Annotated in this window: 14 protein-coding genes; 8 read left to right on the plus strand and 6 right to left on the minus strand. The window is 64.2% G+C overall.

What is annotated here, in order from left to right; translation table 11 throughout:
* Positions 1 to 58 precede the first annotated feature (58 nt).
* Positions 59 to 1,048, minus strand: a complete 990-nt coding sequence (locus tag ACIPK7_RS15355; RefSeq protein ID WP_401088651.1) for a D-2-hydroxyacid dehydrogenase family protein — start codon at positions 1,046 to 1,048, stop codon at positions 59 to 61.
* Between the two features lie 635 nt (positions 1,049 to 1,683).
* Here ACIPK7_RS15355 and ACIPK7_RS15360 point away from each other — a divergent pair.
* From ACIPK7_RS15360 to ACIPK7_RS15375, 4 genes are read left to right on the plus strand one after another with little or no spacing between them, the layout of a single operon-like run.
* The gene (locus ACIPK7_RS15360; protein ID WP_192432744.1) at positions 1,684 to 1,851 is read left to right on the plus strand and encodes a hypothetical protein; all 168 of its coding nucleotides are present in this window, start codon (positions 1,684 to 1,686) and stop codon (positions 1,849 to 1,851) included.
* A gap of 20 nt (positions 1,852 to 1,871) precedes the next feature.
* Positions 1,872 to 3,587, plus strand: coding sequence for a beta strand repeat-containing protein (locus ACIPK7_RS15365; RefSeq protein WP_401088653.1), 1,716 nt, complete (start codon positions 1,872 to 1,874; stop codon positions 3,585 to 3,587).
* A gap of 57 nt (positions 3,588 to 3,644) precedes the next feature.
* A complete protein-coding gene (locus tag ACIPK7_RS15370) occupies positions 3,645 to 4,949 on the plus strand; it encodes a hypothetical protein (RefSeq protein ID WP_401088655.1) in 1,305 nt (434 codons plus the stop codon).
* A complete protein-coding gene (locus ACIPK7_RS15375; RefSeq protein ID WP_401088991.1) occupies positions 4,874 to 5,698 on the plus strand; it encodes an autotransporter domain-containing protein in 825 nt (274 codons plus the stop codon). The genes ACIPK7_RS15370 and ACIPK7_RS15375 overlap by 76 nt, the downstream gene beginning before the upstream one ends.
* Positions 5,699 to 5,793: 95 nt before the next feature.
* On the opposite strand, the gene ACIPK7_RS15380 is transcribed toward ACIPK7_RS15375, so the two are convergent.
* The 4 genes from ACIPK7_RS15380 to ACIPK7_RS15395 are packed head-to-tail and all read right to left on the minus strand — an operon-like array spanning position 5,794 to position 8,161.
* Positions 5,794 to 6,261, minus strand: coding sequence for a DoxX family protein (locus tag ACIPK7_RS15380; RefSeq protein ID WP_192432743.1), 468 nt, complete (start codon positions 6,259 to 6,261; stop codon positions 5,794 to 5,796).
* 10 nt (positions 6,262 to 6,271) lie between these two features.
* Positions 6,272 to 7,027, minus strand: a complete 756-nt coding sequence (locus tag ACIPK7_RS15385) for a putative DNA-binding domain-containing protein (RefSeq protein ID WP_401088657.1) — start codon at positions 7,025 to 7,027, stop codon at positions 6,272 to 6,274.
* Entirely contained in the window at positions 7,024 to 7,857 is an 834-nt protein-coding gene (locus ACIPK7_RS15390) for a DUF692 domain-containing protein (protein WP_192432741.1), read from the minus strand. Before ACIPK7_RS15390 ends, ACIPK7_RS15385 begins: the two co-directional genes overlap by 4 nt.
* A gap of 16 nt (positions 7,858 to 7,873) precedes the next feature.
* Positions 7,874 to 8,161, minus strand: a complete 288-nt coding sequence (locus tag ACIPK7_RS15395) for a DUF2282 domain-containing protein (protein ID WP_192432740.1) — start codon at positions 8,159 to 8,161, stop codon at positions 7,874 to 7,876.
* Between the two features lie 230 nt (positions 8,162 to 8,391).
* Here ACIPK7_RS15395 and ACIPK7_RS15400 point away from each other — a divergent pair, with 230 nt between their 5' ends.
* From ACIPK7_RS15400 to ACIPK7_RS15410, 3 genes are all read left to right on the plus strand, one after another.
* Entirely contained in the window at positions 8,392 to 8,982 is a 591-nt protein-coding gene (locus tag ACIPK7_RS15400; RefSeq protein ID WP_192432739.1) for a sigma-70 family RNA polymerase sigma factor, read from the plus strand.
* Positions 8,969 to 9,610 (plus strand): DUF1109 domain-containing protein, encoded by a 642-nt coding sequence (locus tag ACIPK7_RS15405; RefSeq protein ID WP_401088660.1) that lies wholly within the window; start codon positions 8,969 to 8,971, stop codon positions 9,608 to 9,610. Before ACIPK7_RS15400 ends, ACIPK7_RS15405 begins: the two co-directional genes overlap by 14 nt.
* Before the next feature lie 215 nt (positions 9,611 to 9,825).
* On the plus strand, positions 9,826 to 11,460 hold the full coding sequence (locus ACIPK7_RS15410; protein ID WP_401088662.1) for a mechanosensitive ion channel family protein: 1,635 nt from the start codon (positions 9,826 to 9,828) through the stop codon (positions 11,458 to 11,460).
* Between the two features lie 226 nt (positions 11,461 to 11,686).
* On the opposite strand, the gene ACIPK7_RS15415 is transcribed toward ACIPK7_RS15410, so the two are convergent.
* Positions 11,687 to 12,208 (minus strand): ProQ/FinO family protein, encoded by a 522-nt coding sequence (locus ACIPK7_RS15415; RefSeq protein ID WP_192432737.1) that lies wholly within the window; start codon positions 12,206 to 12,208, stop codon positions 11,687 to 11,689.
* A gap of 277 nt (positions 12,209 to 12,485) precedes the next feature.
* Between ACIPK7_RS15415 and ACIPK7_RS15420 the strand changes: the two genes are divergently transcribed.
* A complete protein-coding gene (locus ACIPK7_RS15420) occupies positions 12,486 to 13,151 on the plus strand; it encodes a TetR/AcrR family transcriptional regulator (protein ID WP_401088664.1) in 666 nt (221 codons plus the stop codon).
* Positions 13,152 to 13,165: the final 14 nt, after the last annotated feature.

The raw sequence follows: 13,165 nt of genomic DNA on the forward strand, positions 1-13,165 counted from the left end.
CCTTTCAGCTGCCTGCATTGCTACCTGGCACTGCAGTGCGCGGGCGAAACAGTCTTCGCTAGGAGTTGTCCGCCCGCCTGTTCGCCAGGGCCTGCGGATTCGCCACGTTCTTCGGTGCTCCGCCGAAGAACGCCACCACGTTGTCGAAGGCATCGCCGAAGTACAGCTCGTAGCCGTTCTTCTCCACGTACCCCAGGTGCGGGGTGCAGAGCGCGCGGGGATGCTTCAGCAGGTCATTATCGTCGGCGAGCAGCGGCTCTTGCTCGAAGACGTCCACGGCCGCGTAGCCTGGCCGACCGGCGTCCAGAGCCTGCAGTAGAGCGCCAGGGGCGATGAGCTCGGCGCGGCTGATGTTCACCAGCAGGGCGCTGGGCTTCATGCCCGCGAGGTCCGCGAAGGTGACGCCATGGCGAGTGCTTTCGGACAGGCGCAGGTTGAGGCTGAGGATATCCGCCTCGGCGAAGAAGGCCGCGCGCGAAGCTGCCGCCTGATGACCGTCGGCGATGGCGGCCGCCCGGCTGTCGTCGCTGCCCCAGACCAGCACCGGCATGTCGAACGCCTGGGCATAGCGCGCCAGGCGCTGGCCGATCTTGCCGTAGCCCCAGATGCCCAGCGTTTGCCCGGCCAGCGCGTGGCCCAGGTTGACCTGCCATTGCCCGGCCTTGAAGGCTTCGATGGCAGGAACGAGTTGCCGGCGTGCCGTGAGAATAAGTGCCCAGGCCAGTTCGGCGGGCGCCACGGGCGAGCCCCGTCCCTCGGTCACCACGATGCCGCGCTCGGTGCAGGCGTCCAGGTCGAGGTGGCCGGACACCTTGCCGGTCTGGCTGATCAGCTTGAGCCGGGGCAGCCTGTCGAGCAGCGCAGCGTTGATGCGGGTGCGCTCGCGGGTGAGCACCAGCGCGTCGGCATCGGCAAAGCGCGCTGCCAACTCGTCCGCCGAAGCGGGCCCCAGGTCATGCAGCACGCGCACATTGTGCCCGGCCAGCTGGCTGTAGCAATCGAGTGTCCGGATCGCGTTCTGGTAGTCATCGGGGATGACGATGTTCATGGGGAGTCCGCCTCTGCGGTCGTTTGGATTACCGGAGGACGATATCCGATCTTCGGGGGGCTTTCGATCCATAGCGGACTTCAGGAGACCTGGGCTATGCACGGCCAGTGCGTGCGGCGGCTTGCACAACCGTTGCGCCCCAGCATTGTCCGACCGGGATCGCCTGTGTGATGAGCTCTCCGCGCCTCAGTTCCTGCTGGGCGATTGCTTCCAGATCGATCAGCGAATCGAGATCGCTGTTCGTGGATAGCCGCACCGGTGATGTGCAGTCATTGTGGCACTGGAACATGGACTGGAATTGGCCAGCGTAACCGTCTGCCCGACGTCCCGCGCACAACAGCTCTACTGGACTGAACGGCATCGTGGTGCAGGCGTACAGGGAACGCAGTCGCTTGTCGACTGCAACTGCCGGCTCATAGCGTACATTTCGACGAATCTCAGTGTGGCCGCTCAGTACCTTTCGGCAGAGCCCACTATCTCTTGGAAGAGTCGTTCTGGTCGGCATGGGTAAAGAGCACTCGACGCCTCAATGGTACGACAACTGAGTATTTTCAGAGGCCAGAGGTGGTCAGGGCGCTTGCTGAGTCTCTGCCTCTGGCCGCTTGCCGCCGCTGAGGAGGGGCAGGTGCCGAGCCATGGCAGTCGTCGTGCGCTGCAATTCGAGCCTCCAATATCTGCGCTTCATCGATAGCGATTTTGACGCCATGAACTACATTTCGCATACAAGTGTCAGCCGGCAGAAGTTCACGACGAGGGAAGGAGTACGGCGTGCCGCCGAGGCAAAGAAACTGCCACGGATGTAACTGCAACAAGGAGGTTCGCCATGCTCCCGCCATTCACGCGGCGCTCCAAGCCCGCTTCAACCAGATCCGCGCTGGGCGTTGCCATAGCCAACACGTTTGCCCTGGTGATGCTGCCGGAGACTGCCCATGCGGTCTGTGGGCAGCAAAGCGGCACGTATACGACAACCCAGACTTGTACTCCGGCGAGCGGAGTCGCGGCCGACATCACGACGCTGGCCGGCACCCAGGTGACTACGACAGCAGGCAACGCACTGCTAGTCCGATCCACAAACGCGAGCTCGAGCATCCTGCTCAACAGCACCAGAGTGCAAAGCACGCCGCCCACCGCGGTAAGTGCCGTACAGGCTCAGATCCTGGGCGGCGTCTCAGGGCCTGGTGCAGCCCTCATCAACTTCCAGAGTGGTAGCAACCTCATCCAGTCGGGAGGCAGCGGCCTGGACGCTGTAGCCGCCATCAATACCAACGCTGGAGCATCGACAGTGCTGGTCGGTGCCGGTACCGAGGTGAACATCAATAATCGCGCGGTTGGTACGGAGCGCGACGGTATTGACGTGAATGCCTCTGGCGGTGGAGACATCGTGTTCCAGCATGCTGGTACTGGCAGCATCCTCACTTACGGCGGCAACAACATCTGGCTCAAGGGAGCCCTTGGTGGGAACGTAACCGCCACAGTGGGGGCGGGGGTAAGTTTGACGGTCGATAACAACGATCCCTTGTCCGGCGGCGACCCGAACATCGATGACGAGAACGATCCCCAAGCTGGCACTGGCAACCATGCGGGGCTGCATACCCGAGCCATCAGCGGCAACACAACAGTGAGCAACGCTGCGACTATTCGTGGCATGGGGTTGAACGCTTTCGGCATATTCACCGAGGGCGGCACGGGCACGACCAATCTCACCAACACCGGCAGCATTACCACCGATGGACAGAACGGCTTCGGCATCCGCTCCATCTCCACCACCGGCAGCATTCATATCGTCAACAGCGGCGACATCACGACGACTGGTGATAACGCCCACGCTATCTACGTGAACGACAACATCGGGGCGACCGGGGACATCAGCATCCAGAACTATGGCGACTTGGTGGTCGGCAATGCCACCGACCCGGTGGGTTCGCGCGGGATCTACGTGATCAAGCGCGGCACGGGCAATTTCAGCCTGACCGGCAGCGGCAACATCACCGTCAGAAACGGGCCGGATTCCACGCGGGCCAATGGCATCATCATCACCGCGGCGCAGAACGGAACGGTGGACTACAGCGGGGACATCGTCACGAGCGGACCCGGAGCGAGCGCCATTCGTCTCGACTCAGCCGATGGTGATGCGACGGTGAACTACACCGGCAACAAACTGGAAACCCTCAGCACACAAGCCCACGGCATCTACGTAACCTCGCTGGCAGGGAAGGCAACGGTTAGCTCCGGCGGGACCATCAACACACATTCCGAAGGCGCTGGTGGGGAAGGGACGGGGATCGATGCCTACGGATTACGCGCCGAGACCGGAGGACAGGACGTCAGCATCACCTACACGGGCCCGCGCATTGATGTGAATGGTACCGGTGCGGCAATCCTCGCCAATACCACCTACAAGTCCGGTACGGGCGCAGGCGGCGCGACGATCGACAACAGTGGCGAGCTGGTCGCCAGAGGCAACCGGCAGCGCGGAATCCGCGCCCTGACTGTGACGGCCAACCAGACGATCATCAACCGCGGGGCGATCACTACCTAGGGCGATACTAACAGCCAGGGGATCCTGGCGCAGGCCTCCGGTGCAGCCAGGATCATTGTGCAGAACAGCGGCAACATCACGACCCATGGCAGCATCGCCTCGGGCATCGACGCGCTTACCGTCGGAGGGTCAGTCAGTGTCAGCAACAGCGCGGCCATCCTTGGCGGCTGGGGCCAGAGCACCGGTGTCTCCCTGGCTGGCGAGACCCAGGCGCTGAGCAATACCGGCACCATCGGCGCACTGAGCGACCACGCTGTCCTGGGCGATGCCAGTGGGCCGGATGCCACCGTGACCATCGATAACGGCGGCGAGATCGTCGGCTCGATCAATGCAGGAACCTCCCAGGTCAGCATCGCCAACCAAGGCAGCTGGATCGTGCGCAACTTCGCCGACAGCAATGGCGATGGCGTCCGCGATAGCTGGGCGGTGGCCGTCAGCAATCTCGGCATCGCCAGCGGCAACCGCATCGACAACAGCGGCACCCTCACGCTGGCGGCCCAGCCGGGCAGCGGCATCCAGAGTTTCGACGCGACGGGCGCCTACCTGCCCCTGGGGCAGAGCGCCAACGCCCCGGTGCAGGACGGGGCGGTGCAAGGCCAACTGCTGGGCGTCGGCACCTTTACCCATAGCGGGCTGATCGACCTGACCGGCGGCGGCAATGTGGTGGGCAACGTGCTGCTCATCAGCAACGCGCAGGTTGCCGGCAGCAACGGAGGCGGTGTGTTCGTCTCCAACGGTGGCCGCCTGCTGCTCAATAGCGAGCTCAACGAAGGGGGCGCCAATAGCCGCTCGGACATGCTGGTGGTGGACTCCACCGCCACGGGCAGCGGTGGTGCCACCGGCCTACTGGTGAGCAATGTCGGAGGCCAGGGCGCCCTCACCGAGGGCAACGGCATCGCCGTGGTGAATCTGCTCGATACCGCCGTGGCCGCCAGCGACGCCAACGCCTTCAGCCTGGCCCGGCGGGTCGTGGCCGGCCCCTATGAATACCAGCTCTACCGCGGCGCGCCCGATGGCAGCGGAACGCAGACGTGGTACCTGCGCTCGGATATCGAGCCCACGCCGCCCGATCCGCCGACCCCACCCACGCCGCCGGAACCGCGCACACCGAACTTCCGTCCCGAGGTGTCGCTTTATGGCGCGCTCCCTGCACTGGCCCTGGTCTATAACCGCACCCTGGTCGATACCCTCCACGAGCGCGTGGGCGAGGAGCGGCCGACTGCGTGGCAACAACCGCCCGCCGAGGATGAAAGCACCTGGGGCCGTCCCTGGGGTGGGGGCGCGTCATCTACCGCAGCGGCAAGCAGGACGGCGACCGCAAGGACGCAGTCGGCAACACCCCGGAGTACAACTACGACCTGACTGCCTTCCAGGTGGGCGCCGACCTGTACCGGAAGGAGCGGGCCGATGGCAGTCACGATCAGGCCGGTTTCTCCCTGGGCATCGGCAGCATGGACGCTGGCGTCAGCCACTACACCGGCCGCAATGCCGGCGACGACACGCTACGGGCGTACAGCCTGGGCGGCTACTGGACCCACTTCGGTCAGGAAGGTTGGTACCTGGACGGCGTCCTGCAGGTCAGCCGGTACGACATCGAGGCACGCCCCAATGAACTGTCCAAGCTCAAGACCAAGGGTTGGGGCTACACCGGGTCGCTGGAGGGCGGCTACCCCTACGAGGCGGACAAGGATCTGTGGATCGAGCCCCAGGCCCAGGTGATCTACAGCTACGTGGACCTCGACGACAGCGACGACATCGGCGCCGACGTGCGCTTCCGCGACGTGGAATCTTTGATCGGCCGGCTCGGCGTGCGCGTAGCCAAGGACTGGGAAGCCGAGGGAAGCGACAAGAGCCGCCGCCGCACCCAGGGCTGGGTCCGCCCCAGCGTCTGGCATGAGTTCAAGGGCCAGCCGAAGACCGAATTCTCGTCGCAGTCAGGCTACATCCCGTTCGAGGCGGACATTGATGGCACCTGGGGCGAGATCAACCTGGGCATCGACCATCAGGCCAGCGAGAAGGTGACCTTAACCGTCTCTGCCGGCTACCGCGAAGCCTTCGACGGCGATAGCCACGGCTACGATGCGATGGTCGGGTTCAAGTATCTGTTCTAGAGAGGGAGCGTTAGCCGTCAATTTGATGGCTTGGCGGCGACAGGCTTTTGCTCAGGTAATCAAATGTCTGCGTCTGGCTGCTAATGGAGGCTGCATCACCTTATTCCCAGAGCACGATCCAGCGACCAACTGCCTGCGCCTCGCCCGATCAGCAATAGCAGCACGCCTGCCCACACCAGATGGGTGGGCCAGGCGTCTGGATAAACGAAGACCTCGATCACCGTGGTCATTCCCAACAATGCCAGGGCCGAAAGGCGGGTACACAGGCCCACGACCAGTAGCAGCGGGAAGAGGTGCTCCGCATAGGTCGCCAGGTGGGCGGCGATCTGCGGCGGCACCAGGGGCAGCATGTACTCGGTGCGGAACAGCTCATAGGTGCTCGGGGTGATGGTCAGAAGACCCTCGACCTTGGTTCGTCCGGAGAGGAAGAAGGTTGCGGCAATCCCGACTCGCGCTACCAGGCAGAGAGCAGTGTCGCCGAGTAGTTGCTGCAGGCGGTCGGCAATGCGGTTCCAGCCTTGGCGCAGGCTGCCGCGGAGGAGAGTAGTGCGAGCGATGTCCATGATGACCTCCTTACGCGAGATTGATGGGGCGGAAAACACCGGCCCCAAGGAGTCGGCCGAGCAGGTCGTGGAAGTCGAGATCCGGCTGCACCTGGAGTGCCAGGGCCGAGGCCCGATCGAGGTTGTTGCCGGCCGCGCAAGCATCGAGGAAGGCGCACCCTCCAGCTTTCAGCGCATGCCAGGCGACGCCCTCGGCATGGCCGACCAGCAGTGCGCCTTCACCTTGCCAGGGCAGTTCCTCCGGAATCGGCAGGGTCTCGCGGTTGTACCGCCAGATGCTGTAGATCGGCTGCTCGGAGAACCAGCACCAGCGCACACAGGCGCGTGGTTCCAGGTGGCCGGCGGCAAGATCCGAGGCGGTCATGCCGGCGAGGCTGGCGAGGTCGAGCTGCGTTTCCTGAGGAGCAACGAAGGCCTCTGTCCATAACCGGTCCAGGCGCGCCACGGCGCCAAGGTAGGGCAGTCCCCGTGCGGGTTCGAAAGCATCGAGGAAATCGGCAAAGCCCTCGCCGTAGAGAATCAGGCGTGTGTCGTCTGGCGGCATCTCGCGAGCGTGAATGGCCGCCGCCGAGCGAATCCAGTCCGTCCCGACCAGGCGCTCGACGGTTGGGAAGTTGTCGCACAATGCGTCGACACAACCCTTGAGCACGGTGTTGCGATACACCTCGAAGGCCGCCTGTGTGGTCATGCCTCGCAGCGTCGGAGCAGGGCGCCGGTAGAGGGCATCGACGAAGGCATCCTGGAATGTGCCGAGTGAGGTCTTCATGGCTTTATCTCCGCCAGGTTGAGGATCGCTTGCGCGAGCTCGCGCTCGGCCAGCAACTCGTCGAAGGCAGGCAGATGGTCGTCGCGCTCGATCAGTGTCGGCCTTGGGCCGATACGCTGGATCAGGTGCTCATAGAGCGCCCACACCGGTTCGGCGACCGGAGCATCGTGAGAGTCGATCAGCAGTTCGCCGCCCTCGTCGCAGCTGTGGCCGGCCAGGTGGATCTCCAGGATGGCCGCCGCCGGGAAGCGGTCTAGGTAGCGCCTGGCATCGAAGCCGAGGTTGTGGGCGCTGACGTGCACGTTGTTGACATCGAGCAGCAGGCCGCAGCCGGTGCGCAGCGCGAGCTCCGTGAGGAATTCGATTTCGTCCCAGTCGTGACCCTCCAGGCGCAGATAGTGGCTGGGGTTCTCGATGGCGATGCGCCGGCCCAGGGCTTCCTGAGTGCGCTGGATGTTGTCGCCGATGCGCGCCAGGGCGGCATGGCTGCGCGGGAAGGGCAGCAGATCCGGCAGGTACTGGCCGCGCCAGGTCGACCAGGCCAGGTGCTCGGAGATCAACTGCGGTTGCACGTGCTCGACCAGCGCGCGCAGTTGCCGAAGGTGCGTCTCGTCAGGTTCAGCATCGGCCGCCAGGGACAGCGCGACCCCGTGCAGCGATAGCGGATGCCGTTCGGCGATCCGCTCCAGCCAGGCAAGGCGGGGGCCGCCGACCATGTAGTTCTCCGGATGTACCTCGAACCAGAGCCCTTGGGCGGAGCAGGCCAGGGCTTGGGCGTAGTGGTCGCCCTTCAGCCCCAGCCCGGCGCCCGATTGGTGGAGTGCGTTCATGGTCGGCGGCCTTGGCTCAGGCTTTGCTCGGGGTCAGCGAGCCCATGCCATGGGGCGTCTTGATCGTGGTGCAGGTGCCGGCCGGAACGTTCTTCCAGTGCATGCCGTCATAGTCTTTCTTGGCGCTGCCTGCGCAGGTGGTGCCCGCGCCGGCCTTGCAGTCGTTCTTGCCGGCCATGGCGACGCCGTAGCATTTTTCCATGGCCGCGCCATTGCTGGCCTTGGTGTTCATGTCGTCGGCCAGGGCGCTACCAGTGATCGCGGCAAGGGCGAGGGCGGCGGTGGCGAGGGTCAGGGTTTTCATGGTGTGGTCTCCCGTTCGATTGAAGGGCCGTGGAAGGCTTTCCGGCGGCTCGATGAGTAGTTCGCCGGAGGAGACGGTCCGGTTACAACGCCGCGAAATTTTTTTGAGAATTTTTCGGCGTGGCCCTAACGTATTGAACGAAGGCCTGTTTTCTCCGCGGGCCGGCGGCACGCCAGCAGGCTGGGGCGGGATCGGCAAAGAATTCACCTTCGCTGTAACCAGGACGGTCGATGCAACGAACTACCAGCCAGGAAGCGTTGATCGCGCGTGAGGCGCAGCTGCAGGCACTCCTGCTGCGTGGCATGGACGGTGACGACAGGGCCTATCGCGAATTCCTCAGCGCACTCGGTACGCACCTGCGGGCCTTCCTGGGCCGGCGCCTGAGCCAGCGCCCCGGCGAGGTCGAAGACCTGCTGCAGGAAGTGCTGCTGGCGGTCCACAATGCCCGCCACACCTACCGTGCCGAGCAGCCTCTGACCGTCTGGGTGCAGGCAATCGCGCGCTACAAGCTGGCCGACCACTTCCGCGCTTTTGCGCGCCGGGAGGCGCTCCACGATCCGCTGGCGGATGACGAGGGAGAACTGTTCGCCGTCGAGGATGGCGAACCCGCGCAGGCCAGCCGCGACCTCGGCAAGCTGCTGCAGCGACTGCCCGACAAGCAGCGCTTGCCGATTGTTCATGTGAAGCTGGAAGGGCTGTCGGTGGAGGAAACCGCCAGCCTCACCGGGCTTTCCAGTTCCGCCGTTAAGGTCGGCATCCACCGCGGGCTCAAGGCCCTGGCGAATATCATCCGAGGGTTGCGAAGCGATGAAGACCAATGAACTGATCGACCTGCTGAGCGCTGGCGAGGGCGCAGTCGACCGTCACGCCCTGGGCAAGCGCTTCGCCATCGCCCTGCTGGCCGGCGCCCTGGGCGCACTGCTGCTGATGACGGCAATCTTCGGCGTACGCCCTGACCTGGGCGAGGTGGCGCGCACGCCGCTGTTCTGGGCCAAGGTCGCGCTGCCCGGTAGTCTGGCTCCCCTTGCCTTGTGGCTGAGCAGTCGCCTAGCGCGGCCAGGAGTGAGCGGAGGCGTGGCCTGGGAGCTGCTGGTGTTGCCCGTGCTTCTGGTGTGGATTGGCGGAGCGGTTGAGCTGGCCGGAGTACCCGCCGAAGCTCGCGCCGGCCTGATTCTGGGCAAGACCTGGCGCACCTGTCCGCTGAACATTGCGCTGCTCTCGGTGCCGACCTTCATCGGGGTGTTCTGGGCGCTACGCGGCCTCGCTCCGACCCGCTTGCGTATTGCTGGAGCGGCTGGCGGGCTGTTGGCGGGAGCCACTGCGACATTGGCGTACTGCCTGCACTGCCCCGAGATGGGCATTCCGTTCTGGGGCGTCTGGTATCTGCTCGGCATGCTTCTGCCCACGCTGCTGGGAGCGGTGCTCGGGCCACGCCTGTTGCGCTGGTAACCGAACGGCAAGAACCCGGGAAATGCGTTGGACATGCCGGAACTGGATGGCCCTCGCCGCATTTGAGTGTCTTCGGGCCGTAACCTCCGCTGGGCGAACTCTACCGAATCAGAGCGCCCTTCCTGGGGCATGTCCTGCTCCGGACCTCCAGAAGCTGGCTACGCTTGATTCAGTTTGTGCTTGGTGGGTTGGCGGTACTTCCAGGGAGAAATGGAATGGGGCGTTGGATCGGCGCAAGGCTCAGCTTGATGCTTGTCGTGTTGGGGGTGGCCTACGCGTCTGTGGTTTGCGCTGAGGCTACTTCAGTTACCGAGGTAGCCGAGGGCGTCGCCGCTGACCCTGTGGAGTTGAAGATCGCCAACCGCAGCATCGTTGTGTTCCGCGCGACCTTGCTGGGTGAGACGCCGATCGGCCGGCAGCAACGGGCCAAGGCCGTGATCGAGGAGGTGCTGCAGGGGACCGACGACCTGCAAGTCAGTACCGCCCCCATCCTCCACAGCTACATGGTGCTGCTGGGTGGCCGACGCGCCTTCATCGTTTCGCCACAGGACGTCGAGTCGCCAGAGGGTTCTGTACAGGAGGCCGCAGCGAGGGCTGCCGCGAACCTCAAGGTGGTGGTCGAAGAGACCGGCCAGGCGCGCAGCCTTCGATTCCTGCTCAAGGCCGTGGGGTACTCCGCTGTTGCCACCGTCCTGTACGTGTTGTTGCTGAGGCTGGTGCATTTCCTCAGGCGCAAGCTGCGCGGACGGCTGCCGCAAGTGATGCGCGAGCGGGCCCGGCAGATCAAGGTGGGGCAACTTCAGCTGTTCGACATGCAGTGCCTGTACTACCTGGCGGATCGGGTGATCTGGCTCTTCTGCTGGGCTGTCGTGTTTCTGCTGAGCTACGAATGGCTCAGCTATGTGCTGTCCCAGTTCCCCTATACCCGGCCCTGGGGTGAAAGCCTCGACGTCTATCTGTTCCGCCTGGCGGATTACCTGCTCAGCGGGATCGTCAGCGCGATACCGGGCATTGCCGTCGCCGTGATGATCTTCTTCATCGCCCGGGGCATCAGCGGATTCAGCAAGAGGCTGCTGGAGCGCCTGTCACGGCCTGGCACCATTCGCTGGCTGACCGAAGAAACCCTCCAGCCCACTACGCGCCTGACCTCGCTCGCTATCTGGCTGTTCGCCGTGGTGATGGCCTATCCCTACTTGCCCGGTTCGGGCACCGAGGCATTCAAGGGACTGTCGGTGCTCGTGGGCCTGATGATCTCGCTGGGGGCTTCCAGCGTGGTGGGGCAGGCTGCTTCCGGCCTGATCCTGACCTACTCGCGGACGCTGCGTGCCGGGGAGTTCGTGCGCATCGGTGATCACGAGGGCACGGTGACGGAGGTCGGCATGTTCAACACCACTATCCGCACCGGCCTAGGAGAGGTCCTGACATTGCCGAACTCGATGATCACCGGTTCGGTCACCAAGAATTACTCGCGGATAGTGCAGGGGCAGGGGTACGTCGTCGACACCGTGGTCACCATTGGCTATGACACTCCCTGGCGCCAGGTTGAAGCGATGCTCATCGAGGCCGCCCGGCGTACGGATGGCATCTTGCAGGTTCCACCGCCTTACGTGTTCCAGACAGCCCTGTCGGACTTCTATCCCGAATACCGGCTGGTCGCCCAGGCCATTCCCAGCGAGCCGCGTCCACGGGCCCAACTGCTGAGCATGCTGCATGCCCACATCCAGGACGTGTTCAACGAATACGGCGTGCAGATCATGTCGCCGCATTACCTGGGCGATCCCGGCGTGGAAAAGGTGGTGTCGCGTGAAAACTGGTACGCAGCGCCTGCAAGTCCCCCTGAGGCGGACTAGAGGCGCGCTTTCTTCCTAGCCAGTTTTCTATCGTCAACGGTCGTCGTTGCGCAGACCGGGGGAGTGTGAGCGATTGCCGCAATGGCGGCCATCCTCTGCGTATACCAAGCCAATGCTCGCTCCTGGCCGAAGGCAAATAGTCAGCAGCATCTGGGCGGAAGCGGGCTGCCGCATCGGACAGTCACCCAGTGGGTGATGGCCGATGCGATGCAGTACGCGGCCACGTTCACTCCGAAGACTGAGCTTCAGTGGCAGCGGCGCCAGTGGTGGTATCGGCGGCGGGAGTGCGGTTTTTCAGCTTCTCGCGATTACGGCGCTCCTGGCTGCGTTGCCGGGAAGCTTGCTGCTTCGCGTGCAGTGCCTGGGCGGCGGTTACGGTGCCGACGGGCTGGCCGTTCAAGTCCAGGCGCGGCGCGTTCTCCACCATGCTGGCCCAGTAACGGGCGCCCTTGCACCAGGCCGCGACGCCCAATTTGAGTTGCTCGCTGGTAATCCCGAGTTGCGCCAGGTGTTGCTCGGCATCCTTGAGAATCCCCTCCTTGAGCGGAACCTTGGGCGCCGGATTCACCGGGAAGGCCAACGGAAAATGCCGCTGCAAGCGCCAGATCGCTTCCAGCGCAGGATCCTGCTCACGAGGTTTCTCCTGCGATGAGGACTTCGGCTTGCGGCGCTTCTCATTAGCGGCCTTGGCCTGCTCTTTTTCTGCCCGCAGGCGGTCACGTAGCCCAGCTAGTTGTTCAAAACCCATCGTTCAATTCACAGCTTCGAGGTTGATTGCGTGGTGCAAGGTTATTCCATACAGCTCTCCGGATCACCTGTATCAGCACAAATCGTCGCTGTTTTCGTCGGCAAAGGATGAATCCAAGGCTGACAGAGGCTCTGCGCAAAGCGCTCCGGCGGGCTTAGGTGGCTGATTTCGAAGCCGTCGCTGGGGCGCAGTTCGTCGCGAATATTAAATTTAAATTGAATTTAGATTTCCCCTGCGGCAGGCTGGCCCCCATCTTTTCTTGTGCCCAGGAGTAGCCATGGCCTTCCGCGAATCCCGTAAAGACGGTGAAGCGACCCGCATCCGCATCCTCGAGGCTGCCGGTGAGCTGCTCGCGACCCTCGGCTTCGCTGAAACCAGCAACAAGGCGGTGGCCGCGAAGGCAGAAGTGGACTTGGCTTCGATCAACTACCACTTCGGCAGCCGCAGCGGTCTTTACCAGGCGGTGCTGGGGGAGGCCCGGCGGCGCTTTCTCGACATCGCCGACCTGCAGCGGATCATCCAGGCCGAGCAGCCGGCGCCGGACAAGTTGCTCGCGCTGACCGAGCTGGTCGTGCGCAAGGCGTCGCGCGGTCGGGAGAGCTGGCACCTGCGAGTGCTCGCCGCCGAAGCCCTGGCGCCCAGCAGCCATGGCCAGGAAGTGCTGCATCCGCAGAAGACGCTGAAGCTGACACTGCTCAAGCAGCTGTTCAGCGAGATTACCGGGATACCGCCGGATGAGCCCACGCTGGTCCCCTGCATCCTCAGCGTGACCGCGCCCTGGGCGATGCTGCTGATCGGCCCCCGCGGCGGCCGGGGCGCCCTTCGCGACATCCTCGACATGCCCGGTGAAGTGGTCACCGCGCAGCTTTACGGTTTTGCTCTGGCGGGCCTGCGGGAGGTGGGCCGGCAGTACCAACTGAGGGCCACCTCGGCGGACTCCTGAGTCCGCACGCAACT

It is taken from the genome of Pseudomonas sp. NPDC086581 (assembly GCF_044746165.1).
In the GTDB taxonomy this organism is placed as follows: domain Bacteria; phylum Pseudomonadota; class Gammaproteobacteria; order Pseudomonadales; family Pseudomonadaceae; genus Pseudomonas.